The 21,324-nt window shown below is 72.6% G+C and carries 23 protein-coding genes and 1 tRNA gene; 15 read left to right on the forward strand and 9 right to left on the reverse strand.

Going from position 1 to position 21,324, the window contains the following annotated elements:
• Positions 1–166 precede the first annotated feature (166 nt).
• On the reverse strand, positions 167–1,204 hold the full coding sequence (locus AC3AGO_RS27895) for a ketopantoate reductase family protein (RefSeq protein ID WP_487822994.1): 1,038 nt from the start codon (positions 1,202–1,204) through the stop codon (positions 167–169).
• A gap of 151 nt (positions 1,205–1,355) precedes the next feature.
• Entirely contained in the window at positions 1,356–1,889 is a 534-nt protein-coding gene (locus AC3AGO_RS27900) for a phenolic acid decarboxylase (RefSeq protein ID WP_487822995.1), read from the reverse strand.
• A gap of 153 nt (positions 1,890–2,042) precedes the next feature.
• On the opposite strand from AC3AGO_RS27900, the gene AC3AGO_RS27905 reads away from it, so the two are divergent.
• The 9 genes from AC3AGO_RS27905 to AC3AGO_RS27945 all read left to right on the forward strand — a co-directional run bounded on the left by AC3AGO_RS27905 (position 2,043) and on the right by AC3AGO_RS27945 (position 10,860).
• Positions 2,043–2,474 carry a MarR family winged helix-turn-helix transcriptional regulator gene (locus AC3AGO_RS27905; RefSeq protein WP_487822996.1) on the forward strand — a complete coding sequence of 144 codons (432 nt, stop codon included), beginning with the start codon at positions 2,043–2,045 and terminating at the stop codon, positions 2,472–2,474.
• A gap of 81 nt (positions 2,475–2,555) precedes the next feature.
• Complete coding sequence (locus AC3AGO_RS27910; RefSeq protein WP_487822997.1) at positions 2,556–3,104, forward strand: class I SAM-dependent methyltransferase; 549 nt, start codon at positions 2,556–2,558, stop codon at positions 3,102–3,104.
• Positions 3,105–3,268: 164 nt separating this feature from the next.
• The gene (locus AC3AGO_RS27915; protein ID WP_487822998.1) at positions 3,269–4,342 is read left to right on the forward strand and encodes a methionine ABC transporter ATP-binding protein; all 1,074 of its coding nucleotides are present in this window, start codon (positions 3,269–3,271) and stop codon (positions 4,340–4,342) included.
• On the forward strand, positions 4,339–5,067 hold the full coding sequence (locus tag AC3AGO_RS27920; RefSeq protein ID WP_487822999.1) for a methionine ABC transporter permease: 729 nt from the start codon (positions 4,339–4,341) through the stop codon (positions 5,065–5,067). Before AC3AGO_RS27915 ends, AC3AGO_RS27920 begins: the two co-directional genes overlap by 4 nt.
• 93 nt (positions 5,068–5,160) lie before the next feature.
• Positions 5,161–6,096 (forward strand): MetQ/NlpA family ABC transporter substrate-binding protein, encoded by a 936-nt coding sequence (locus AC3AGO_RS27925; protein WP_487823000.1) that lies wholly within the window; start codon positions 5,161–5,163, stop codon positions 6,094–6,096.
• Positions 6,093–7,448 carry an LLM class flavin-dependent oxidoreductase gene (locus AC3AGO_RS27930; RefSeq protein ID WP_487823001.1) on the forward strand — a complete coding sequence of 452 codons (1,356 nt, stop codon included), beginning with the start codon at positions 6,093–6,095 and terminating at the stop codon, positions 7,446–7,448. The genes AC3AGO_RS27925 and AC3AGO_RS27930 overlap by 4 nt, the downstream gene beginning before the upstream one ends.
• On the forward strand, positions 7,448–8,821 hold the full coding sequence (locus AC3AGO_RS27935) for an NtaA/DmoA family FMN-dependent monooxygenase (protein ID WP_487823002.1): 1,374 nt from the start codon (positions 7,448–7,450) through the stop codon (positions 8,819–8,821). Before AC3AGO_RS27930 ends, AC3AGO_RS27935 begins: the two co-directional genes overlap by 1 nt.
• 5 nt (positions 8,822–8,826) lie before the next feature.
• Entirely contained in the window at positions 8,827–10,086 is a 1,260-nt protein-coding gene (locus AC3AGO_RS27940) for an acyl-CoA dehydrogenase family protein (protein ID WP_487823003.1), read from the forward strand.
• 111 nt (positions 10,087–10,197) lie between these two features.
• Complete coding sequence (locus AC3AGO_RS27945) at positions 10,198–10,860, forward strand: histidine phosphatase family protein (protein ID WP_487823004.1); 663 nt, start codon at positions 10,198–10,200, stop codon at positions 10,858–10,860.
• 123 nt (positions 10,861–10,983) lie between these two features.
• Here the strand turns inward: AC3AGO_RS27945 and AC3AGO_RS27950 are convergent, their stop codons facing one another.
• Positions 10,984–11,412 carry a hypothetical protein gene (locus AC3AGO_RS27950; RefSeq protein ID WP_487823005.1) on the reverse strand — a complete coding sequence of 143 codons (429 nt, stop codon included), beginning with the start codon at positions 11,410–11,412 and terminating at the stop codon, positions 10,984–10,986.
• A 190-nt stretch (positions 11,413–11,602) separates the two neighbouring features.
• On the opposite strand from AC3AGO_RS27950, the gene AC3AGO_RS27955 reads away from it, so the two are divergent.
• Entirely contained in the window at positions 11,603–12,514 is a 912-nt protein-coding gene (locus tag AC3AGO_RS27955) for a 2-dehydropantoate 2-reductase (protein WP_487823006.1), read from the forward strand.
• A gap of 84 nt (positions 12,515–12,598) precedes the next feature.
• Here the strand turns inward: AC3AGO_RS27955 and AC3AGO_RS27960 are convergent, their stop codons facing one another.
• Positions 12,599–13,969, reverse strand: coding sequence for a carotenoid oxygenase family protein (locus AC3AGO_RS27960; protein ID WP_487823007.1), 1,371 nt, complete (start codon positions 13,967–13,969; stop codon positions 12,599–12,601).
• A 166-nt stretch (positions 13,970–14,135) separates the two neighbouring features.
• Between AC3AGO_RS27960 and AC3AGO_RS27965 the strand changes: the two genes are divergently transcribed.
• On the forward strand, positions 14,136–14,705 hold the full coding sequence (locus tag AC3AGO_RS27965; protein ID WP_487823008.1) for a PadR family transcriptional regulator: 570 nt from the start codon (positions 14,136–14,138) through the stop codon (positions 14,703–14,705).
• A gap of 142 nt (positions 14,706–14,847) precedes the next feature.
• On the opposite strand, the gene AC3AGO_RS27970 is transcribed toward AC3AGO_RS27965, so the two are convergent.
• Complete coding sequence (locus AC3AGO_RS27970; protein WP_487823009.1) at positions 14,848–15,903, reverse strand: NAD(P)-dependent alcohol dehydrogenase; 1,056 nt, start codon at positions 15,901–15,903, stop codon at positions 14,848–14,850.
• A 130-nt stretch (positions 15,904–16,033) separates the two neighbouring features.
• On the opposite strand from AC3AGO_RS27970, the gene AC3AGO_RS27975 reads away from it, so the two are divergent.
• Entirely contained in the window at positions 16,034–16,912 is an 879-nt protein-coding gene (locus tag AC3AGO_RS27975; protein WP_487823010.1) for a helix-turn-helix transcriptional regulator, read from the forward strand.
• 63 nt (positions 16,913–16,975) lie between these two features.
• Here AC3AGO_RS27975 and AC3AGO_RS27980 read toward each other — a convergent pair.
• The 3 genes from AC3AGO_RS27980 to AC3AGO_RS27990 form a co-directional block, all read right to left on the reverse strand.
• Positions 16,976–17,047, reverse strand: a tRNA-Cys gene (locus AC3AGO_RS27980).
• A 157-nt stretch (positions 17,048–17,204) separates the two neighbouring features.
• Positions 17,205–17,672: a MarR family winged helix-turn-helix transcriptional regulator gene (locus tag AC3AGO_RS27985; protein ID WP_487823011.1), complete on the reverse strand. Its 468-nt coding sequence runs from the start codon at positions 17,670–17,672 to the stop codon at positions 17,205–17,207.
• A complete protein-coding gene (locus AC3AGO_RS27990; protein ID WP_487823012.1) occupies positions 17,669–18,337 on the reverse strand; it encodes a DJ-1/PfpI family protein in 669 nt (222 codons plus the stop codon). Before AC3AGO_RS27990 ends, AC3AGO_RS27985 begins: the two co-directional genes overlap by 4 nt.
• A gap of 332 nt (positions 18,338–18,669) precedes the next feature.
• Between AC3AGO_RS27990 and AC3AGO_RS27995 the strand changes: the two genes are divergently transcribed.
• The 3 genes from AC3AGO_RS27995 to AC3AGO_RS28005 all read left to right on the forward strand — a co-directional run bounded on the left by AC3AGO_RS27995 (position 18,670) and on the right by AC3AGO_RS28005 (position 20,197).
• Positions 18,670–18,873: a cold-shock protein gene (locus AC3AGO_RS27995; protein WP_487823013.1), complete on the forward strand. Its 204-nt coding sequence runs from the start codon at positions 18,670–18,672 to the stop codon at positions 18,871–18,873.
• Positions 18,874–18,959: 86 nt separating this feature from the next.
• The gene (locus AC3AGO_RS28000) at positions 18,960–19,457 is read left to right on the forward strand and encodes a YchJ family protein (RefSeq protein WP_487823014.1); all 498 of its coding nucleotides are present in this window, start codon (positions 18,960–18,962) and stop codon (positions 19,455–19,457) included.
• A gap of 209 nt (positions 19,458–19,666) precedes the next feature.
• On the forward strand, positions 19,667–20,197 hold the full coding sequence (locus tag AC3AGO_RS28005) for a TerD family protein (RefSeq protein WP_487823015.1): 531 nt from the start codon (positions 19,667–19,669) through the stop codon (positions 20,195–20,197).
• A 56-nt stretch (positions 20,198–20,253) separates the two neighbouring features.
• Here the strand turns inward: AC3AGO_RS28005 and AC3AGO_RS28010 are convergent, their stop codons facing one another.
• Positions 20,254–21,189 (reverse strand): hypothetical protein, encoded by a 936-nt coding sequence (locus tag AC3AGO_RS28010; protein WP_487823016.1) that lies wholly within the window; start codon positions 21,187–21,189, stop codon positions 20,254–20,256.
• Positions 21,190–21,324 lie beyond the last annotated feature (135 nt).

A 21,324-nucleotide genomic window follows, 5' to 3' on the forward strand; every position in this document is an offset into this window, starting at 1 on the left:
CTTCGTGTCTGTCGGTCGTGCCGGCGTCCGCCGGGCGCGGACGCCGCTCTACACCTGTGTCTTACGCGGATCCTGCCAGTCCGCGTGCATGACACGTGTCGCCGGGGTGCCGCCCGTCACGTTTCTGTGACGGGCGGCACCCCGGCGGAGGGGGAGGGGCAGGCGTTCAGGGAGTGGTGGCCGCCTCGCCGTCGGCGAGCGCGAGGATCTGTTCGGGCGTCACACCGCCCGGTGCGCGGCCCGTACGGGCACTCTCGTTCGCGGCGTGCTGGAGCGTCTCGTTGACCGGGGCCGGCACACCGCACTCGCGGGCCAGCAGCACGATCTCCCCGTTCAGATAGTCGGTCTCGATGGAGCCCGCGCCGCGGACGAGGCTCTGCGCGGAGGAGCTGAGCCGCGGACCGGCGTCCTCCAGGGGCTGAACGTCGATGGAATCGCCGCGCAGTTCAGCCATTTCGTCCGGACTTGTCCATGCAATGCCCGCCGCGGAGAGGACGGCGGCCGCCTCCGCCTGGGCGCGCGCGGTCAAGCCGGCCGCGCCCGGTCCGGCGTCCGGGCCGCACACGGCCTCGACGGCGTTGACGAGATTGCCGACCAGCTTGCCGTACTTCCAGCGCATCACGTCCGGCACGACGGGCGCCATCAGCCGCGACTTCCGCAGCCCGGCGGCGATCTCCTGCACGGTCCCGTCGTCGCCGTCCCCGTTCCCGTCGCCGCCCGCTGCCGGGTGGCGGCCGAGGAGGAGCGCGCCGGTGTACGGGGCGCAGGGGGCGACGATCGCGCCCGGCGTGAGATACGTCGCGGGCAGCCACACGCACGCCCCGTACACGTGGCGGAAGCGGCGCAGCGCCAGCCGTTCGTTCTCCACGCCGTTCTGCGCGCACACCAGCGGCAGCCGTTCGGCCGCCGTGCCGCCGCCGGCCACCGGGCGGCACGCCCAGGCGTCCAGCGCGGCCACGCTGTCCTGCGTCTTGACCGCGAGGACGAGCACGTCGCCCTCGCGCAGTGCGACCTCTTCGGGCCGTTCGGCGACGGGCACGTCCAACCGGAGCGTCCCGTCGGGCGTCGTCAGTGAGAGTCCGCCGTCCCGCAGCGCCTGCGCGTGCGCGCCCCGCGCGACCAGCACCACCTCGTGCCCGCTCTCGTGCAGCCGCCCCCCGACGGCGCCGCCGACAGCTCCCGCCCCGATGACGATGTACCGCATCCAGTCCCCTCACTCCACGAACAGGCCGTACGCCGGGGCGGGTTGCCGTTCCGGCGTACGAACTGTGCCCCGTACGAACGGCACCCCGCCCGGCCGCGCTTCACCCTACGACCGCTCAGCGCACGACAGGCGTACGGGTGTACGGGGCCGCTCAGTTGGTGCGGTTTGCGAAGTCTGCCGGGAGGTCGGCGGGGCCCGTGGCGACGACGTTCTCGTCGTCCTCGCCGACGTGCTCGAACAGGGTGATCTTCGCGAACTCCGGGACGACGTACAGCGGGTAGGTGGGGCCCGCGTCGCGGTACGCGGCCATCTCGGCCAGGTGGTCGTTCTGGAAGCAGACGGTGCGCTCGGGGTGCTCCTCGACCCAGTGCGGGAAGAAGATCACGCCGTGCAGCTGCCGCTTGGCGGGGGAGACGTTCACGCTGACCGAGGTGCCGGTCGGCTCGGTCCACGACACCTTGTAGACATCCTCGTCGAGCCGGACCAGGTCGATCGCCTGGTTCTTGACCCAGCGCCCGCCGACCATGCCGGTGTGGATCCGGTAGTCGATGGTGCGGGCGTTCTTCACGTACATCTCGTACTGCCAGCCGTTGGCGTACGTGTAGATGAACCGCTTCCCGGCGAGGCCGGAGAGGTCCTGCGGGGGAACGGGGTTCGCCACGGTGGTGGGGGTCATGACGGTCATGGGGTGCCTCCTTCTGTGCTGTGTGCGGCCGCCGGCTGCGACCGCACTTTCATTTTGCCACAAACATAGTTTGCAGCAAAACAAGTGTGCAGCAAAATAGATGTGAGACAAAACAACTGCGTGACAAAACGATCACGATGACAGAATCGCCCCATGGACACCGCCGCCGACCTCTCCCGCCTGCTCGGCCCCCTGCGCCGGGCCGTGCTGCGCGCGACCCGCGCCGCCGAGGACCTCCCGGACCTGCCCGAGGCGCACATCGAACTGCTGCGGGTGCTCTCCGCCGAGGGCCCGCTCGGCACCCGCGCCGTGGCGGCACAGCTGCGGGTGTCCCCGTCGACGGTCAGCAATCTCGTCCGCGCGATGACCGCGCAGGGCCTCGTCGAACGGCACGCCTCGGAGACCGACCTGCGCGCCGTCGGCCTCTCGGCGACACCCGCCGCTCTCGAACTCCTGGAGCGCTACGACCGCGCCAGCAGCCAGACCCTCGACGACGCGCTCGCCACGCTCTCGTCCGCCGACCGCGCCGCGATCAACCGCGCCCTCCCGTCCCTCGACCGCCTCGCCGCGGCGCTGGGGGAGTAACTCCCCGCCGTACGGGACCCGTTACGGTCAAGCCGCCGCGTCGCGCGTGCGGAGAGCGGCGGTCGCGGACAGACCCGGTCCATGAGCCGCCCCGGCAAGGCCCCCGGAGCCGGCCCCGGAGCCGTCGACATCGGCGGCGGCAACGGCACGCTCGCCGCGCTGCCGGCCGACGAGGGCGTCGGCGCCGTGGTCGTCGACCGGGCCCGGCGCCTCGCCGACGCGCCCCGCCCCGCGGTGTGCGCGGACGCGCTCCGACTGCCGTTCCGCGACGGCCGGTTCGACGGCGCTGCCGCCCTGTGGATGCTCTACCACCTGGCCGACCCCGTACAGGCGCTGCGGGAGGCGCACCGGGTGCTGCGTCCCGGGCAGTTGGGCCGGCGTCAAGCCGCCCCCGATAGGGGCGCGGGGAACTGCGCGAACACCACGCGAACCGCAGCCGCCCGGCAAACGCGCGGGGCACACAACGCGGCACCGGCCGCACGCGCGCTCAGCGCGAGAGCGCCGCGTGCCTCGCGCCGTCGTCAAGCGGTCCGCGTGCCGCGCCCTCGCCGAGCCCCGTTCCATGAACGGGCATTGCGGGCGTGTGACCGGCGTCCTACAGCCGTGCTGCGGTGCCCCGTAAGCCATTGACCTGCGGTGACGTGGAGGGTGAGCATCGTGGCCATGCTGAGGAGCCGCTCCCTGACCCGCCGTCGCGCCGTGGATCACATGGTGATCACCAGCGCGGGCTGTCCGGCGCCCTGACTCTCGCCGTCTCTTCCCCTGAGCGTCACCCCGAGCGTCATGGAGCCTCCGTGATACGAGCCGAGCAGCTCAGCAAGACCTTCCATACGGGCGCGGCCGAACACCGTGTCCTGGACCGCGTCGATCTGGAGATCGAGGCGGGCACCATCGGAGCCGTCGTCGGCCGCAGCGGCGCCGGCAAGAGCACCCTGGCCCGCTGCGTCAACCTCCTCGAACGCCCCACGGGCGGGCGGGTGCATCTCGCCGGCATCGACGTGACGGACTTCCCCGAACGCGAACTGCGGCACGCACGGCGGGCGATCGGCACCGTCTTCCAGTCCGCCAACCTCCTCAATCGCCGTACGGCAGCCGAGAACGTCGCCCTGCCGCTCCATTTCCTCGGCGTCACCGACCGGCAGGTGCGGGCACGCGTCGCGGAGCTGCTGGAACGGGTGGGCCTGGCCGGCAAGGCGGACCACTATCCGCGGCAGCTGTCCGGCGGGCAGCGCCAACGGGTCGGCATCGCCCGCGCGTTGGCGCTCCGGCCCACCGCGCTGGTGTCGGACGAGGCCACCTCGGGTCTCGACCCGGAGACCACCCGGTCCGTACTGGCGCTGCTCCGCGAACTCAGCGACGACCTCGGCCTGGCCGTGCTGCTCATCACCCACGAGATGGACGTCGTACGGGAGATCGCGGACACCGCCGTGCTGCTGCGCGAGGGCCGCGTCGCCGAATCGGGCCCCGTGGCCGGCCTGGTGTCCGACCCGCATTCGGCGCTCGGCAGGGAACTGTTCCCCGACCGGCCGCCCGCCGCGCCCGCCGAGGGGCTCGCCCTGCGCCGCGTCACGTACCGGGACCCGGACGCGCCGCTGGACTGGCTGTCCCGGCTCGGCGCCGAACACGGCCTGTCCGTACGGCTGTTGTCCGCGACGGTGGAGGGCCTCGGAGGACGGGCCGCGGGCCGCGCCCTCGTCGCCGTACCGGAACACGACACGGCACGCCTCGAACGGGCCCTGCACGGCTGGGGGCTGGACACGGAACGGGCCGCGCCGGAAGCGGCAGCCCACGGGGACGCGCACACGCCGGAACGGGCCCTGGCCGGCGGCAAGTTGCCGGCCGCCGCCGCGTCGGAGGCCGCCGCATGAGCGCCGCCACCCTGTACGCCGCAGACCTGCACACCACGGCCGCCACCGGTGGGACGCAGCTCGCCGCCGGGCGCCCCCTCGGGGAGCTGTGGCCGCTGCTGCTGCCCGCACTCGCCGAGACGCTGCAGATGGTCGGCGTCGTGATGCTGATCGTCCTCGTCGCGGGCACCCCGCTCGGCGTCCTGCTGCACAACCTCGCGCCGGGCGGCCTCTTTCCGCGCCCCGGACCGCAGGCCGCCGTCAGCTGGGTCGTCAGCCTCGGCCGGTCCCTGCCGTTCGTGATCCTGATGGCCGCCGTCATCCCCTTCACCCGGCTGCTGACCGGCACCACCATCGGCGTGGCCGCCGCCATCGTCCCCATGGCCCTCGCCGGCATCCCGTACTTCGCGCGCCTCGTGGAACGGGCCCTGCGCGACGTACCGCCGGAAGCCTCCGACGCGGGCCGCGCCGCCGGGGGTTCACGCCTCCAGGTGATCGGATCCGTGCAGCTCACAGAGGCGCTGCCGGCGCTGGTGGGCAGCCTCACCATCGCGGTGGTCGGCATGCTGGAGTTCTCCGCCATCGCGGGCACCATCGGCGCGGGCGGCATCGGCTATCTGGCCATCAGTTACGGCTATGAGCGCTTCGACGGGACGGTGATGGCCGCGACCATCGTCACCCTCGTACTGCTGGTGCTGGCCGTGCAGTTCACCGGGGACCGCGTCGTACGCCGCCTCACCCACTGAAGCCACTGCCCCCTCGCGCGCCGCCCACCGGTCCGCCCGCCCCGCGGCGCAGTACGCCAACTCGCCGCGCCCGTACGCCCCGTGAGGACCACCATGTCTTTTCCGCACGACCACGGCTTCGAGCTGAAGAACCGTCGGCCCCGCCGTATCGCGCTGACCGCGGCCGCCGCTGCCGTCGTGCTGCTCACCACCGGCTTCGCCGCCGTACGGCTCGCCGGCGGGCCCGCGGAGAAGCCGCTCGGCAACACCCTGCGGGTCGGCTACAACCAGGGCAGCATCCCGCAGAGCGGCGTCGTCAAGTACGTCGCACGTCACCTCGACCAGCGGTACGGCATCCGCGTCGTCCCCGTGCCCGTCAACGACGCCAACCAGGTCAACGGGTCGACACAGGACGGCGATCTGGCCGCCAACATCACCCAGCACGCCGAATGGCTCAAGGTCATCAAAGCCAACGAGGGCTACAAGGTGCGGGCCGTCGAACCCGTCTTCACGCAGGCGTTCGCCCTCTACTCGGCCAAGCACCGCAGCCTGCGGGATCTGCCCGACGGTGCCACCGTCACCCTGCCGAACGACCCGGCCAACCAGACCCAGGCGCTGCTCGTACTCCAGCGCCTCGGTCTGATCACCCTCGACAAGGACATCGATCCGCTCACCGCGCAGACCGACGACATCGAGAAGAACCCCAGGCACCTCACCTGGCACCCCGTCGGCCTGGACGCGGTCTCCCGCTCCCTCGCCGACGTCGACGCGGCGGTCAACTACGCCTACAAGTTCCGCGTCGCCAAGATCCCCGCGCGGCAGCGGCTGGTGACGCCCCCCGCGGACCCGCGGTTCGCCATCCAGCTCGTCGTCGCCGACGCACACGCCGGTGACGGCGCCGTCCGCAGTCTGCGGCGCGCCTTCTCCGACCCGCGGCTCGACGCGTACATCGAGCGCGAGCAGGACGCCGAGACCCGTCCGGCCCGCCACACCATCCCGCACGGAACCTCGCACGGAACCTCGCACGGAAAGGACGGAGCGCAGCGATGACAGGGACACCCGGCCGACGGCTCCAACTCAACGTCAACGTGCTGCAGTCCGGCCTGTTCAACAGCGCCTGGCGCGCCCCCGACGGCGACCCGTACGCCGCCTTCTCGATCGGCCACTACATCACCGCGGCGCGCATCGCCGAGGCGGCGAAGCTGGACGCGCTGTTCCTCGCCGACACCCCGGTCCTGGGGCCGGACATCCGGCAGCGCCCCGAGTACGCGCTGGAGCCGACGGTCATCCTCGGCGCCGTCGCCGCCCGTACCAGCAGGATCGGCCTCATCGGCACCGTGTCCAGCACGTACAACGAGCCGTACAACATCGCCCGCCGCTTCGCCGCGCTCGACCATCTCTCCCGCGGCCGCGCCGGACTCAACATCGTCACCACCGCGGGCCCCGCACCGGCCCGCAACTTCGGCCTCGACCGGGAGCCGGACCGGGACGAACGGTACGGCCGCGCGGGCGAGTTCGCCGAGGTCGTCACCGCGCTCTTCGACAGCTGGGACGACGACGCGCTCGTCGGCGACGTACGGGGCCGCCGCTTCGCCGACACCGGCCGCATCCGTCCCGTCGACCACGACGGCGAGTTCTTCCGCGTACGCGGCCCCCTCAACACACCGCGCCCGCCGCAGGGCAGGCCCGTCCTTGTGCAGGCCGGCGGCTCGGCGGGCGGACGCGAACTCGCCGCACGGCACGCGGAAGCCGTCTTCAGCGCCGCGCAGACGATTGAGGAGGGCGTGGAGTACGCGCGCTCGCTGCGTGCCCGCGCCGAAGAGCTCGGCCGCGATCCGTCCCAAGTCCGGGTGCTGCCCGGCCTGTCCACGGTCGTGGCCGGCTCCCGGGACGAGGCACTGGAACGGTGGCACCAGCTCACCTCCCTCGTCCCGCTCGACCTCGGCTTGAGCAGACTCGCCGGGATGCTCGGGCTCGACCCCGCCGACCTCGACCCGGACGCCGAACTGCCCTGGCACCTCCTCGGGCCCGTCCACGAACAGCGCGCCTCGCACGGCTTCTACGCCACCGCCACTGCACTGGCCCGCCGTGAACGCCTCACCCCGCGGCAGCTCATCGGCCGGCTCGGCGGCAGCTCGGGGCACCGGCTCCTCGTCGGCGGACCGCAGGAGATCGCCGACAGCATCGAGGAGTGGTTCACCGCGGGCGCCGCCGACGGCTTCAACCTCATGCCGGACGTGGTGCCTTCCGGGCTCACCGCGTTCTGCGAGCACGTCCTGCCCGAGCTGCGCCGCCGCGGCCTGTTCCGCACCGAGTACGAAGGGGCCACGCTGCGCTCGCACTTCGGCCTGCACCGCCCGGCCCGCACTGCACCGGTTGTACGGACGGAGGCCGCCGCCTGATGCCCGCCACACCCCCGCGGAAGCTCAGCTTCCTCGTCAACATCACCGGCACGGGGCACCACCCGGGCGGCTGGACCCTCCCCGGGCAGGAACCCGGCGCGTACGTCGACCCGGACCGGCACGCCGCCGTCGCCCGCACCGCCGAACGCGGCGCCCTGGACGGGGTGTTCCTCGCCGACATCCCCGCACTGCTCGACGGGGTCGGCGACGGCCCCGGTCAGGCGCTGGAACCCTCCGTCCTGCTCTCCTACCTCGCCGCGGCCACCGAGCGCACCGGACTCGTCGTCACCGCCTCCACCAGCTTCAACGAGCCCTGGAACCTGGCCCGCAGGATCCTCTCCCTCGACCACGCCTCCGAGGGCCGGGCCGGCTGGAACGCCGTCGCCACCTTCCTCCCCGAGGCGGGCCGCAACTTCGGCCGCGACGCGGCGTACGAGCCGGGGGAGCGCTACCGCAGGGCTGATGAGTTCACCGGACTCGTACACCGTCTCTGGGACTCCTGGGACGAGGGCGCACTCCTCGCGGACGTGGAGAGCGGCGAGTTCACCGACCCGTCCCGTATCCGTCCGGCCGCGCACGACGGGGAGTTCTTCCGCGTCGACGGCGCCCTCAACCTGCCCCGCTCCCCGCAGGGCCGCCCCGTACAGCTCCAGGCCGGCGCCTCCGAACGGGGCATCGCGCTGGCCGGCAAGTGGGCCGAGGCGGTCTACGCGCCGCTGCTCGACGAGCACGCCGCACGCGACTACCGCACCCGGCTCGGCGCCCACGCGGCCCGCGCCGGACGGTCGTTGGATGACATCCGGCTGCTGCCCGGCGTCGTCCCCGTCCTCGGCGGTACGGAGGCCGAAGCACGCGCCCGCCTCGCCCGCCTGGAGGACGGCGTACGGGACGGAGCACGCCAACTGGCCCGTACCGCGCGGACCCTGGGCCTCGACCCCGAACACACCGACCCCGACGCGCCACTGACGGACGCTCAGCTCGCGGGACCGCCGCCGGACCGGCTGCCCACCGGGTTCTTCCACGCCCTCACCGGCCTCGCCCGACGCGAAGGGCTGTCCCTCGCCGGGCTCGCAGCGCGCACCCTCGGCGGCCACCGCGTCGTCACCGGCACCCCCGAACAGCTCGCCGACGACCTGACCGGCTGGTGGGAGGCCGGCCTCGTGAGCGGCTTCACGCTGGTGCCGGACGCGCTGCCGGACGGCCTGGACGCCTTCGTCGACCACGTGGTGCCGCTGCTGCGCGCCCGCGGCGCCTTCCGCGAGGACTACGAAGGCAGCACACTCCGCGACCACTTGGGCCTCCCGCAGCCCGACCGCGCGCCGGAGACCGCCGTGGCCGGGGCCGGAGCCGCGGCCGGCAGCGAGAAGGGATGACCGCCATGCCGCTCACCACACAGGCACCCGCCGGGAACGGCACCCCGGGCCGGCACACCCCCGCACTGCACGAACTGCTCGCCCGCGTACCGCGCCTCACCGCCCGGCTCGCCGACGGCGCGGCCCAGCGGGAGGCCGAGCGCGAACTCCCGTACGGCTCCGTGGAACGCGTACGCAACAGCGGCCTCGGCGCCCTCCGCGTACCGCAGCGGTACGGCGGCCCCGGCGCCCGCCTGCGCGACCTGTTCCAGCTCGTCGTCGACCTCGCGGAGGCCGATTCCAACGTCGCGCAGGCGCTGCGCCCGCACTTCGGCTACGTCGAGAAACTCATCGGCGGCGCCGGCGAGGAGGAGAGGCGGCGCCGGTACGAAGTGGTGCTGCGCGGCGCCCTGTTCGGCAACGCCACGGGGGAGACCGGCACCAAGCACCCGGGCCAGATCGAAACCCTGCTGACGCGCGACCCGTCGGCCGGGACCGGGGGAGCGCCCGGCTACCGGCTGAACGGCACCAAGTTCTACAGCACCGGCAGCCTGTTCGCGGACTTCGTCGTCGTCGCGGCCGTCGACGAGGAGGACCGCAGAGTGCGCGTCGTCCTGCCCGTCGACCGCGACGGGGTGCGGCTGCTCGACGACTGGGACGGCATGGGCCAGCGCACCACCGCCAGCGGCACCACCGTGCTCGACGCGGTGCCGGTCGCCGAGGAAGAGGTGACGGTCGAGTGGACCGTACGGGACCGGCGCACCCATCTCGGCCCGTACCACCAGCTCTATCTCGCGGCCGTCCAGGTGGGCATCGCCAAGGACGCCCTGCGCGACGCGACGGCGTACGCGCGCGACCGCGCACGGGCCGTACAGCACGCGGGAGTCGACACCGCCGTGCAGGACCCGCTGGTGCAGCACGCCGTCGGGGAGATCGCGGCGCTCGGCTACGGAGCGGAGGCGGCGGTACTGCGCGCCGCCTCCGCCATCGACGACGCGATCGCCGTGACGGCCGCCGACGGGATCGCCGGCGAGGACGACGGGCTGCGCGCCGCGTCCGTCGAGGTCTCCCAGGCACAGGTGATCGCCGCGCAGGCCTCGCTGCGGGCCGCCGAGCGGCTGTACGACGTGGGCGGCGCCTCCGCCACGCGCGGCGGCCTCAACCTCGACCGGCACTGGCGCAACGCCCGCACCCTCGCGAGCCACAACCCCGTTCCGCACAAGGCGCGAGTGGTCGGCGACTTCCTGCTGAACGGCGAAGGGCCACCGCTGACGGGGTTCTTCTGAGGGGCGCGGGCGGTGGGGGAGGTCCGCTGTGACCTCCGGTTAGAGTCGACAGGGCGGTGTCGTACACCCGTACGCGCCCGTCCCCTATGAGACCGGAGTCCTTCCCGCACCATGCGCCTGCTGTTGATCCGCCACGGCCAGACCCCCTCCAACCTCGTCCACGCGCTCGACACCGGGACGCCGGGCCCCGGCCTGACCGAGCTGGGCGAGCAGCAGGCCGCGGCCCTCCCCGCGGCGCTGGCCGACGAGCGGATCGGCGCCCTGTACGCGTCCACGCTGGTCCGCACCCAGCTGACCGCCGCGCCCCTGGCGTCCGCGCTCGGGCTGGAGGTCGCGGTCCGTGCGGGCATCAGGGAACTGTCGGCGGGCGACATGGAGATGCGCACCGACGACGAGGCCGCACAGACCTACATGACGACGGCCTTCGCCTGGTCGGAGGGGAACACGCAGCTGCGGATGCCCGGCGGCGAGAGCGGCGACGAGGCGCTGGCCCGCTTCGACGCGGTGGTCGCGGAGGCCGCGGCGACGGACGAGGAGACCGTGGCGCTCGTCAGCCACGGCGCGGTGATCCGTATGTGGACGGCGGCCCGCGCGCAGAACCTGGACGTGGAGTTCGCGGCGACGCACCCGCTGAGCAACACCGGCGTCGTCGTCCTCGACGGCGCACCGGACCAGGGCTGGAAGGCCCTCACCTGGGAGGGCGACGCCGTGGGCGGCCCGGCCCTGGAGAGCCCGCTCACCGACGGCCCGGCCGCGGACGTCGTCGAACCCTGAGCGGCGGACAGCGGGTTCCGTACGCCGGGCGCCGCGCGTCGAGCGCCGGACGGCAGGTCCGTCCCGCGTACGGGCCGGGCCGGCGCCGGGACGGGCACCGGCCTGCCGGGCCGTGTTCCGCGCTCACCAGGCGACCAGCCGCGGGTCGGTGCCCGGTTCCGGGTCCGGCACCGGCTGCCGCTCGGCCACCGGGCACGGCTCGGGCACAGGGCGCCGGTCGGGCACGGGGCACGGTTCGGCCGGCGGCTGCCACTCCGGTTCCGGCGCGGAGGAGTACGGCGCCGCGACGGCGGCGCGGGCGGCGCGCGCTGTCGCCGCCGTCGTGGCCGCGCAGGTCAGCCAGCGGACCACGGCGTCGATCGACCCCTCGTCCAGCTCCGCCAACTGCCGCAGCGCGCCGCGGTCTTCGGGGGCCGGCGGGATGCCGAACTCGGTGAGCTTCGTCTGCAGCGTGAGCCGGTGGGCGTCGCGGGCGCGCAGCCCCGGAGCACGTTCGGGGGCGGACGCGTACTCCGTAGCGAATCGTTTCGTCGGGACGTGGCACTCCGTCATGGGAACCGTCTCCTCTCGCTCCGCCGCGACCGGCGGAAGCAGCTGATGTGCTGCCCTCTGTCACGACGCGTGCACGGAGCGGGGTTGCAGCCGTCGCTCAGGATCACCCGTTCGGAGTCGCGGCCCCGCTGTGCGGACGGGCTGCCGAAGCGTCGTTCCCCCTGCCGTACAGGGCCCATAGGATTCCCGCATGCACCCTGCAACCACCTCCCCCGCCCGGATAGCGGTCATCGGTGGCGGAGCGATCGGCGGGCTCCTCGCCGCCTTCGCGCACGAGAGCGGGCACGACGTCACCCTGTGCGTGCGCACCCCCATCGACGAGCTGACAGTCCGTACGGACGGCGAAGTCCTGCACGCCGGCGTCCGGTTCGCGGCCAAGCCCCTCGAAGTGACGCCCGTCGACTGGGTGTTCCTCACCACCAAGGCCCAGGACACCGCGGGCGCCGCCGAGTGGCTGACCGCCCTGTGCGGCCCTGACACGTCCGTCGCCGTCGTGCAGAACGGCGTCGACCACGCGGACCGTGTCGCCCCGCTGCTGCCGTCCGGCACCCCGGTCCTGCCGACCCTCGCCTACATGGCGGTCGAACGCACCGCGCCCGGCCGCATCGTGCACCACACCGCCAACCAGCTCCACGTCCCCGAGGGGGACACGGGCGAACGGCTGCGCACCCTGCTGGAGGGCAGCCGGCTCGACGTACGGCCCGTCGCCGACTTCACCACCGCGGCCTGGCGCAAGATGTTCACCAACCTCGCCGCGAACCCGGTCACCGCCCTGCTGCAGCAGCGCATGCACCTGTTCCGCGAGCCCGACATGCTGGCGCTCGCCGGTGACATCCTGCGCGAGGCCGCCGTCGTCGCCCGCGCCGAAGGCGCCGACGTCGGCGAGGAGGACGTGCAGCGCGCGCTCCGGCAGAACACCTCCGTACCGTCCGACGGCGGCACGTCCATGCTGTACGACCGGCTGTCCGGCCGGCCCCTGGAACACGAGCACATCACCGGGGCCGTCGTGCGCGCGGCCGAACGGCACGGAATCGACGTACCGCTCAACCGCATGCTGCTCACCCTGCTGCGCGCCGTCGACCGCGAACTGCGCGCAGGCTGACGCCCGTTCGGTGCGCAGGTTGACGCCTTTCTGCGCGCAGACCGACGCCCGCTCGTCCATCTGTCGCGCCCGGCCGGGCCGCAGTCACGCCTCGTCCGGGATCCAGCTGCCGTGGAAGCCCAGCGGTACCCGGGCGGGGAGGTGCACCCGCGCGAGCGGTGCCGCCGTGAAGTCCCGCGCGGAGAGGATCACCAGATCGCTCGCGCCGCGCTCCGGGTCGTGCACGAGCGAGAGGACGTACCCGTCGTCCTCCGCCGTGCCGGACTCCGCCGGCACGAAGAAGGGCTCACCGGCGTACGCGCCGCGCGCGAACTGCTGCTCCCCGACAGTGCCGTTCACGAGGTCGTGCTTGAGCAGCGTGTTGCCGAACGCCGAGTCCGGCAGCGACTCCAGCTCCTCCTCGGTGCCCAGATGCGCGTTCAGGTCCGGGGTGACCGCCGCGTAGCCGTAGCGGTGCGCCGCGCCGACCTGCCGCGGGCTGACGACGGGGAACTCCTGCGGCCTGTCGTCGATGCGCGACTGGGTGGCCTTGCCGGTCACCGTGTCGAGCGTCCAGCGTTCCAGGGTGGGCAGCGGACTGTCCTCCAACTGGGCGCCGCGCATCATGTGCCGGTAGCGCACGGCGTCGATGACGACCGTGTCCCCGTCGTCGTACGCGTTCAGCGTGTGGAAGATCCAGCACGGGTCGATCTCGAACCAGCGCACCTGTGTGCCGTTCCGCGGCAGCAGCCCGATCCGCGCCCCGCGGCCCTCCTCCCATGCGTACGGCAACTGCGCACCCGCCTGTACGGATTCCTCGCTGAAGGTGACGGGCAGGTCGTACAGCACCGCGTACCGTCCGGTGAGGGCGAAGTCGTGCATCATCGGCAGGTGCGGCGCCGGGATGTCGACCGCGCGCGTGACAAGGCCCTCGGGCGACACGACGAGATAGCGCACGGTCGCGTCGCCGAACTGATAGGTGACCGCGTGCAGTTCGCCCGTCTCCGGGTCGAGCTTCGGGTGCGCGGTGAAGCCGGCGGGCAGCGTGCCGCCGAAGTCGCAGCGCCCCACGGTGTCCAGCTCGTACGTCAGCTCGTACGGCCGCGGCCCGGACTCCACCAGCGCGAGCGTGCGGCCCGCGTGGCCGATCACGTGGGTGTTGCTCGCGAAGTCGGCGAGGTTCACGGGGGCGCCGCCGCGCGGCTGTTCGCCGAGCGCGGTGGCCACGTCGTCGGAGCGCACCCAGCGGTTGCGGTACCACTCCGCGCGGCCCTCCCGCAGTCGTACGCCGTGCACCATGCCCTCGCCGAGGAACAGGTGCAGGCGGGCGTCGTCGGCGTTCATCGGGTTCGGACCGTTGCGCAGATAGCGGCCGTTGAGCTCGTCGGGGATGCGCCCGGTCACCGGCAGACCGAAGGCGGTGACCTCCTCGCGCACAGGTGCGAAGCCGCCGAGATAGGCGTTCTTCCGGGCCATGGTGTGCTCCAGACGTCGTGCCCCGCAGGGCAGTTGGAGTGCGTCGGGCTACTGCTCCGCAGTGTGGGCGCCCCGCCACTTCATAGTCAATATTATGACTACTCAAGACTGTGACTAAGATGGACTCGCACAGCTGACGGACACGGCACGGACAGGGAGTTGGGGCATGGCGCTGCGCCACGCGGTGCTGACCGCGCTCCTCGACGGGGAGCGCAGCGGCTACGAACTGGCCAAGGACTTCGACATCGGCGTCGCCAACTTCTGGCACGCGCAGCCCCAGCAGCTCTATCTGGAGCTCTCCAAACTGGAGAAGGACAGCCTGGTGCGGGGCAGGGAAGTCGTGCAGGAGGGCCGTCCCAACAAGCGGCTGTTCACCGTCACCGACGACGGACTCGCCGAACTGGAACGCTTCGCGGCCGGCTCTGCCAAACCGTCGTTCGTCCGGGACGACCTGCTGGTCAAGGTGTACGCCGTCGACCACGTCGGCGCCGGCCCCGTCATCGAGCAGCTGCGGGAGCGGGGCGAGGTGGCCGGCGCGAAGGTGGAGCTCTTCGAGAAGATCCTCCGGCATCTGCGCGGCGACCTGGACGAGGACGAGTTCCTCCGTGCCGGCGACCGTGTCGGCCCCTATCTGACCTGCGACCGCGGCCACCGCTACGAGACCGAGACCCGCGCGTGGTGCCTGCGCGCGGCGGACGTCCTGGAACGCAGAAAGGCCGCCGCCGCGGAGCACTGAGCTCCACGACGACGGCCGAACCGCGTCACACGCTGACCCGCGTCGGACTGCGGGCCGGGTCACATGCTGACCGCGTCAGAGTGCGGACCGGTGCACATGCTGACCGCGTCAGATGGTGCGTCGGGTCACCTGCTGACCGGCGTCAGATGGTCGCCGTGTCGATGACGAACCGGTAGCGCACGTCGCTGGCGAGTACCCGCTCGTACGCCTCGTTGATCTGCGCGGCGTCGATCACCTCGATGTCCGAGCCGATGCCGTGCCGGGCGCAGAAGTCCAGCATCTCCTGCGTCTCCGGGATGCCGCCGATGAGCGACCCGGCGAACGAACGGCGGCCGCCGATCAGGGAGAACGGGACGACCGGCAGCGGGTTCTCCGGCACACCGAGCTGCACGAGCGTGCCGTCGGTGCGCAGCAGCCCGAAGTAGGCGCTCATGTCGAGGTCCGCGGAGACCGTGTTGAGGATCAGGTCGAAGCGGCCTGCCAGCTCCTCGAAGGTGGCCGGGTCGGAGGTGGCGCGGTAGTCGTCCGCGCCGAGCCGGAACCCGTCGTCCTTCTTGCGCAGCGACTGGCTGAGCACCGTGACCTCGGCGCCCATCGCGTGCGCGATCTTCACGGCCATGTGGCCGAGACCGCCCAGGCCGACGACGGCGACCCGCTTGCCCGGGCCCGCGCCCCAGTGGGCCAGCGGCGAGTAGACCGTGACGCCCGCGCACAGCAGCGGCGCGGCGGCGTCCAGCCCGACCCCCTCGGGGATGCCCAGCACGTAGTTCTCGTCCACGACGATGTGCGTGGAGTAGCCGCCCTGCGTCGGCTCGCCGTCCCGGCCGGTGCCCGCGTAGGTGGCGATCATGCCGGTCTCGCCGGTGCAGTACTGCTGAAGACCGGCGCGGCAGTTGTCGCACTCGCGGCACGAGTCGACGAAGCAGCCGACGCCGACCCGGTCGCCCACCGCGTACGCCGTGACGCCGGATCCGATCTCGGAGACGACGCCCGCGATCTCGTGCCCCGGCACGATCGGGAACTGCGCGTCGTCGCCCCATTCGGCGCGCACAGTGTGGATGTCGGAGTGGCAGATGCCTGCGTACTTGATGTCGATGAGGATGTCGTGCTCACCCAGCGCCCGGCGCTCGATGGTGGTGCGCTCCAGCGGAGCCTTCGGTGCGGGTGCTGCGTAAGCGGGGACAGAGTTGTGCGTCATACGGGCAACCGTGCCGGTCAGCGGCCGTGCCAGCCAGATCCCCCTTGAACGTACGACTGCCGTGCCTACCACTGGCAGTACCACCCACACGGTGTCCGGCCCCCTGCCCCGTGCCCGCATCATGGAAGGCATGGACCAGCGCACCGAACTGAGCGAGTTCCTCCGTTCCCGCCGCGGACGGCTGCAGCCCGGGGACGTGGGCCTGCCCGAGCACGGCGGCCGCCGCCGCGTACCGGGGCTGCGGCGCGAGGAGCTGGCCCAGCTCGCCGGAGTGAGCGTCGCGTACTACACCCGGCTCGAACAAGGGCGCGGCCAGAACGTCTCCACCGCCGTGCTCGACGCCATCAGCAACGCGCTCCGGCTCAACCAGACCGAGCGCGACCACCTGACCCACCTCGTACGCCCCGTCTCCCGGCGCCGCCGCGCCACGCAGCGCCCGCAGCGCGTACGGCCCGCACTCCAGCACCTGCTCGACGCCATGGACGGCATCCCCGCCTACGTGGTGGGCCGCCGGCTCGACATCATCGGCTGGAACCGCCTCGCCTGCGCCCTCATGGGCGACCTCGCCGCGCTGCCCCCGGAACAGCGCAACCTCGCCTGGCACGTCTTCCTCGACCCGGACGCCCGCGACCTCTACGCCGACTGGGAGGCCAAGGCCGCCGACGTCGTCGCCAGCCTCCGCTGGGACGCGGGCCGCTACCCGGAGGACGCCCGGCTCTGCTCCCTCGTCGGCGAACTCTCCGTCAAGAGCGACGACTTCCGCCGCCTGTGGGCCGCGCACGACGTCCGCGAGAAGAGCTTCGGCGTCAAGGAACTCCACCACCCCGTCGTCGGCCCGCTGACCCTCGCGTACGAGATGCTCTCTCTCCCCGGCGACCCCGGCCAGCGGCTCCTCACCTACCACGCGGAACCCGGCTCCACCTCGGCCGAATCCCTCCGCCTCCTGGCCAGCTGGACCGCCCCCACCCCGGCCACCGCCACAAACGACCCCCACCCCGCCGACAGCTGACCCGCCCGCACCGCGCCCCACGCAAACAGCCGCACCGGCGAACCGGCGCGGCTGTCCTGAAAGAGGCCGTGGCGGGAATCGAACCCGCGTAACTCGCTTTGCAGGCGAGCCCCTCAACCACTCGGGCACACGGCCAACGTGACTGACTGGTTCGACATTAGGCAGGCGCGCCGTGCTGGTGGAAGGGCGCGCGGGGGTGCGCCATGTGATCGCAATGCGGGGCAACGTGCCGTTCATGAACGGCCGTTCTGCGTGTGGCCGGGTGGCCGGGCGGCCGGGTGGCGGTGGCGTGTCAGGAAGCGGTGTCGCTCTGTTCGCGGATCGCGTCCATCGCCTTCGAGAGGCGTTCCAGGGTGCGCAACGTGTCGGTGAAGCCCTCCTCGCCGAGTTCGGCGAGGAGGGCTTCGGCCAGTTCCGCGTGGGCGGGGATGATGCGGCGTACGGCGGCCCGGCCCGCGTCCGTGGGGCGGAGCAGTTTGGCGGTGCGGTGTGCCGGGTTCGGTACGTACTCGGCGAGGCCCTTTGTGGTCAGCAGGTCCGCGATGCGTTGCACGCTCTGCCGGGTGATGCCCATCGTGCGGGCGATTCCGGAGACGGGTTGCGGTCCGTGCAGGACCGCGCCGAGGACCTGCCACCACGCGGCGGTGAGTCCCGCGGGCCGCGCCATGCGTTCGGAGGCCTCGAGGAACTGGCCGTTCAGCCGGAACACGGCGAGGGCCGTACCGGAGAGCAGATCCGGGGTCTTGTGCTCCTCGCTCACGCGGCAGCCATCAGCACCGGGTAGGCGCTCGGGTCGGAGTGGGCGTGCAGCCGGTACCAGGCGTCGAGCACGTGCGGTTCGTAGAGATCGAGCTCGGCGAAGACCTCGCGGGCGAAGCCGACCGGCGCGGTCGGACCCGCCGTGATCACACCGTCGCCGGTGACGGCGTCCGCCTCGCGGTAGTGGGCGCCGCCCCGGTATCCGGTGGCGGCGAGGTACTCCGCGGCGCCGCTGGTGTGCGGGCGCTCGTCCAGCAGGCCCGCGCGGGCGAGGCCCGCCGTCGCCCCGCAGATCGCCGCGACCGGCACGCCCGCGGCGCGGAAGTCCCGTGCCAGGACGGCGAACTCGGCCAGCGGGTCGCCCTCGGCGTCCCACAGCCCGGCGCCCGGCAGGATCAGCAGCGCCGCGTCCTGCGGCGAGACGTCGGCCAGGGTGACGTCGGGCGTGATCCGTACGCCGCCGGCAGTCGTCACGGGGCTCTGGTCCGCGCCGAGGGTGCGGACCCGGTAGCGGCCGGGGCGGCGCTGCCACTGCGGGCCGTTGATGTGGGCGAGGGCGTGACCGGCTTCCCAGTCGGCCCAGGTGTCGTACACCGCCGCATAGACGGTGCGGACTGTCTCCGGTGCGTGCGCGTGGCCGTGCTCGCGGGGCTCCATATGCAGCATGCTGTCGAAGCGACAGCATGCTGTCAAGATCTCGCGCGTGGGCGGGGCCGGGTAAGCCGAACTGGTGCTCGGTGTCGCGGTGCGCAGGGTGTTCGTGGGGCGGGAGATGCCGGTGCCGGGCAACTTCCGTGTCGCGCGTCACTCGTGCTGCGGCATGAGCGTGCTACGGTAGGTGACGTTGCGGTTTTGGTACCCACGGAACTTAGTGAGCGCCTGACGAGATGATCATCAGGCGCGTTTTTGTTTTTCCGGTCCTTCCGGATGGGGGCATTGCAGCGACCTGAAGTCCGCAGGGTGCGGGCTTCGCACGACCCCCGATATGGAGGAACGTTATGGCTAACGGCACCGTGAAGTGGTTCAACTCGGAAAAGGGCTTCGGCTTCATCGAGCAGGAGGGTGGCGGCGCGGACGTCTTCGCCCACTACTCGAACATCGCCACCTCTGGCTTCCGTGAGCTCCACGAGGGCCAGAAGGTGACCTTCGACGTCACGCAGGGCCAGAAGGGCCCGCAGGCCGAGAACATTCTGCCTGCCTGACGCTCGGCACAGCCCTGAGACGGGGCCCGCACCTCACGGTGCGGGCCCCGTCCGCTGTGTGCGGGGCCTTCGGGGATCATGGGGGCATGTCGTCGCGCAGGCCCCGCCCCCGTTCCCGTTCCGGCCCCTCCCAGAAGGGAACCTCCCGGAAGGGCCCTTCCCGTACGCCGTCCCGGGCCGTCCCCTCGGCCCCCGACGCCGCCGCGCCGTGCCCGTGCGGCTCGGCCTCCCCGTACGGGGAGTGCTGCGGCAGGCTGCACTCCGGTGAGTCGGCGGCCGCCTCGCCCGAAGCACTGATGCGCTCGCGCTACTGCGCCTTCGCCGTGCACGACGAGGCCTATCTGCTGCGTACGTGGCACCCCGACACGCGTCCGCCGCGCCTCGGCCTGGACGGCGGGACCCGCTGGACGGGCCTGGAGATCGTGGCGACCGACGGCGGCAGCGCGTTCCACAGCACCGGCACGGTGACGTTCCGCGCGCACTACACCGAGGGCGGCTCCACGGGAGTGCTGGAGGAGCACAGCCGGTTCGCACGCCACGACGGCGCCTGGGTGTACGTCGACGGCGACGTGGCAGCGCCCTGACCGCCGCCTGCTGAGCTGCCTGCCCCTTTGAGCCCCGCCTGCGACTGAGCCCCGCCTGCGACCCGCCTCCCGACCCCGCCACCCCCTGATCTGGCCGTCTTCCGGGGCGGCCGCCGTCCGGATTCGCGCATGGCAGCCGGGGCAACGGGGCGCGCAGGGAATAGAGTTGGCCGTGGAAGAGGGTGAACGCGGCAGGAGGGGAGCCGGTAGTGAGCACGGTCAACAAGGGCATCGGGAAGGTCGAGGTGTCACTCAAGTGGGACCCGAGCCCCGCGGGGCAGCCGACCAACGATCTCGACATCGTCGCCGGGACGTACGACGCGGCCGATCCGTACGGTGAGCCGGTGTACTTGGTGCACTTCGACTCCCGTGCGCCCGACGGCACCATCACCCTCAACAGGGACAGCCGCACCGGGCAGGGGTTCGGTGCGGACGAGGTGATGACGCTGGAGCTGGACCGGCTGGCGGAGTCGTACGCGCGCGTTGTCGTCGGTGTCGCCATCCAGCAGCGCGAGGGCCGCAAGACCTTCGGTGAGGTGACGAACACGCAGGTGCGCATCCTGGAGGGGATCACCGAGTTGACGCGGAACGACTTCGGGGCGGCCTCCGGCGCGACGGCGGCGACCGTCGCGGAGTTCGTACGGAGCGAGGGCGGGCAGTGGGAGTTCCGCGATGCTTTCCGGACCTTCGACAGCGATCCGGAGTCCTTCGCGGATCTGATGGGCCGTCGCACAGGCTGACCGGACACAGTCCGACGGACCGGTCAGTCCGGCCGACCGCTCACTGCCGGGGATCGTCACAGCCGGCGCTCCGTCATGCCGCGGTACAGGCGGGCGAGTTCGGCGGTGTCCGGGTCGGACGGTTCCGTGTCGGGCGGTCCCGGGCACGGTACGGGCAGTGCGGCGCCGGCCAGGCCGGACAGGTGCTGCCAGCGCAGTGGCGCCATCGCCGGGTCCGCGTAGCACCGCTGCAGTGTCCAGGAGGACGTCCAGCCCGCAGGCCCGCCGGTCACCGGCGGGCCTGCGCTGCCGTTCGTACCGTCGAGCCAGGACAGCAGACCGGTGAACAGGTCCTCGAACCGGTCGAAGAGGCGGTGTACGAGCAGCGTCCCGCGCGCGGTCTGCCACAGCGTCAGGGGCACGTCCTGGACGGCCTGTTCGGCGGCGGTGTGCGTGGTCTCCTGTTCCAGATGGTGGCGTCCCGCGTACAGCAGTTCCGGATAGTGCGCCTGTGCGAGGGGTGCGCAGTGTGTGCAGAAGACGGCGCAGGCGTCCTGGAGGACCGCGCACTGGAGGAGCCGCAGGGCGGGGTCCCCGTGGTCCGTGCGGGGGATGCGGGCCAGTTGGGCGAGGCACCGGCGTGCGGGGAGCGTGTGCGGGTCGCGGAGCGTCCACGAGAGGGCGCCGGCCGCGTCCCAGCCCGGCACCTCGTCGAAACCGAGCACACGCCAGTCGTACAGATAGAGGGACGCGTGTGCCGCGTTCTCCTCCGCCCGTGCGGTGGCGGCGAGTTCGAGGGCGCCGCGCGGCCGGGTGAAGGGCAGCACCCAGCGGGCGACGTCCGTGAAGCCCATCGCGAGGGGCGCGAGGGGGCGCAGCACCGCGAGCCGTTCGGTGGCCGGCGTCCGGTTGTCGGCCAGTCGTCGGAAGAGCGGGTGGAGGGTCAGCCCGTGCTCCCGGGCGGCCCGGACTCCCGCCAGCTCGCGCAGACTGCTGTGCTGTGAGGTGTCCATCGCCGCCCTCCCGCGGTGCCGCGGCCCGCTCCGGCGGTACGGCCGGAGGGTCCGTGGAACCGGAGCGGGTACGTCCATTGGGCCCCGGCGCGGGGCCGCAGCGACATCCTGTGTGCGGGTGAGGGATGTTGAACG

The organism is Streptomyces sp. BL1 (assembly GCF_057628045.1).

Bases quoted from the DNA above. Each gene is read 5' to 3' on its own strand.
- AC3AGO_RS27935 (WP_487823002.1), top strand. From the start codon at position 7,448: ATGCCCGCCACACCCCCGCGGAAGCTCAGCTTCCTCGTCAACATCACC.
- AC3AGO_RS27960 (WP_487823007.1), bottom strand. From the start codon at position 13,969: ATGGCCCGGAAGAACGCCTATCTCGGCGGCTTCGCACCTGTGCGCGAG.
- AC3AGO_RS27990 (WP_487823012.1), bottom strand. From the start codon at position 18,337: ATGCTGCATATGGAGCCCCGCGAGCACGGCCACGCGCACGCACCGGAG.
- AC3AGO_RS27925 (WP_487823000.1), top strand. From the start codon at position 5,161: ATGTCTTTTCCGCACGACCACGGCTTCGAGCTGAAGAACCGTCGGCCC.
- AC3AGO_RS27965 (WP_487823008.1), top strand. From the start codon at position 14,136: ATGGCGCTGCGCCACGCGGTGCTGACCGCGCTCCTCGACGGGGAGCGC.
- AC3AGO_RS27900 (WP_487822995.1), bottom strand. From the start codon at position 1,889: ATGACCGTCATGACCCCCACCACCGTGGCGAACCCCGTTCCCCCGCAG.
- AC3AGO_RS28010 (WP_487823016.1), bottom strand. From the start codon at position 21,189: ATGGACACCTCACAGCACAGCAGTCTGCGCGAGCTGGCGGGAGTCCGG.
- AC3AGO_RS27895 (WP_487822994.1), bottom strand. From the start codon at position 1,204: ATGCGGTACATCGTCATCGGGGCGGGAGCTGTCGGCGGCGCCGTCGGG.
- AC3AGO_RS27950 (WP_487823005.1), bottom strand. From the start codon at position 11,412: ATGACGGAGTGCCACGTCCCGACGAAACGATTCGCTACGGAGTACGCG.
- AC3AGO_RS28000 (WP_487823014.1), top strand. From the start codon at position 18,960: ATGTCGTCGCGCAGGCCCCGCCCCCGTTCCCGTTCCGGCCCCTCCCAG.
- AC3AGO_RS27940 (WP_487823003.1), top strand. From the start codon at position 8,827: ATGCCGCTCACCACACAGGCACCCGCCGGGAACGGCACCCCGGGCCGG.
- AC3AGO_RS27975 (WP_487823010.1), top strand. From the start codon at position 16,034: ATGGACCAGCGCACCGAACTGAGCGAGTTCCTCCGTTCCCGCCGCGGA.
- AC3AGO_RS27945 (WP_487823004.1), top strand. From the start codon at position 10,198: ATGCGCCTGCTGTTGATCCGCCACGGCCAGACCCCCTCCAACCTCGTC.
- AC3AGO_RS27955 (WP_487823006.1), top strand. From the start codon at position 11,603: ATGCACCCTGCAACCACCTCCCCCGCCCGGATAGCGGTCATCGGTGGC.
- AC3AGO_RS27910 (WP_487822997.1), top strand. From the start codon at position 2,556: ATGAGCCGCCCCGGCAAGGCCCCCGGAGCCGGCCCCGGAGCCGTCGAC.
- AC3AGO_RS27970 (WP_487823009.1), bottom strand. From the start codon at position 15,903: ATGACGCACAACTCTGTCCCCGCTTACGCAGCACCCGCACCGAAGGCT.
- AC3AGO_RS27995 (WP_487823013.1), top strand. From the start codon at position 18,670: ATGGCTAACGGCACCGTGAAGTGGTTCAACTCGGAAAAGGGCTTCGGC.
- AC3AGO_RS27920 (WP_487822999.1), top strand. From the start codon at position 4,339: ATGAGCGCCGCCACCCTGTACGCCGCAGACCTGCACACCACGGCCGCC.
- AC3AGO_RS27905 (WP_487822996.1), top strand. From the start codon at position 2,043: ATGGACACCGCCGCCGACCTCTCCCGCCTGCTCGGCCCCCTGCGCCGG.
- AC3AGO_RS27930 (WP_487823001.1), top strand. From the start codon at position 6,093: ATGACAGGGACACCCGGCCGACGGCTCCAACTCAACGTCAACGTGCTG.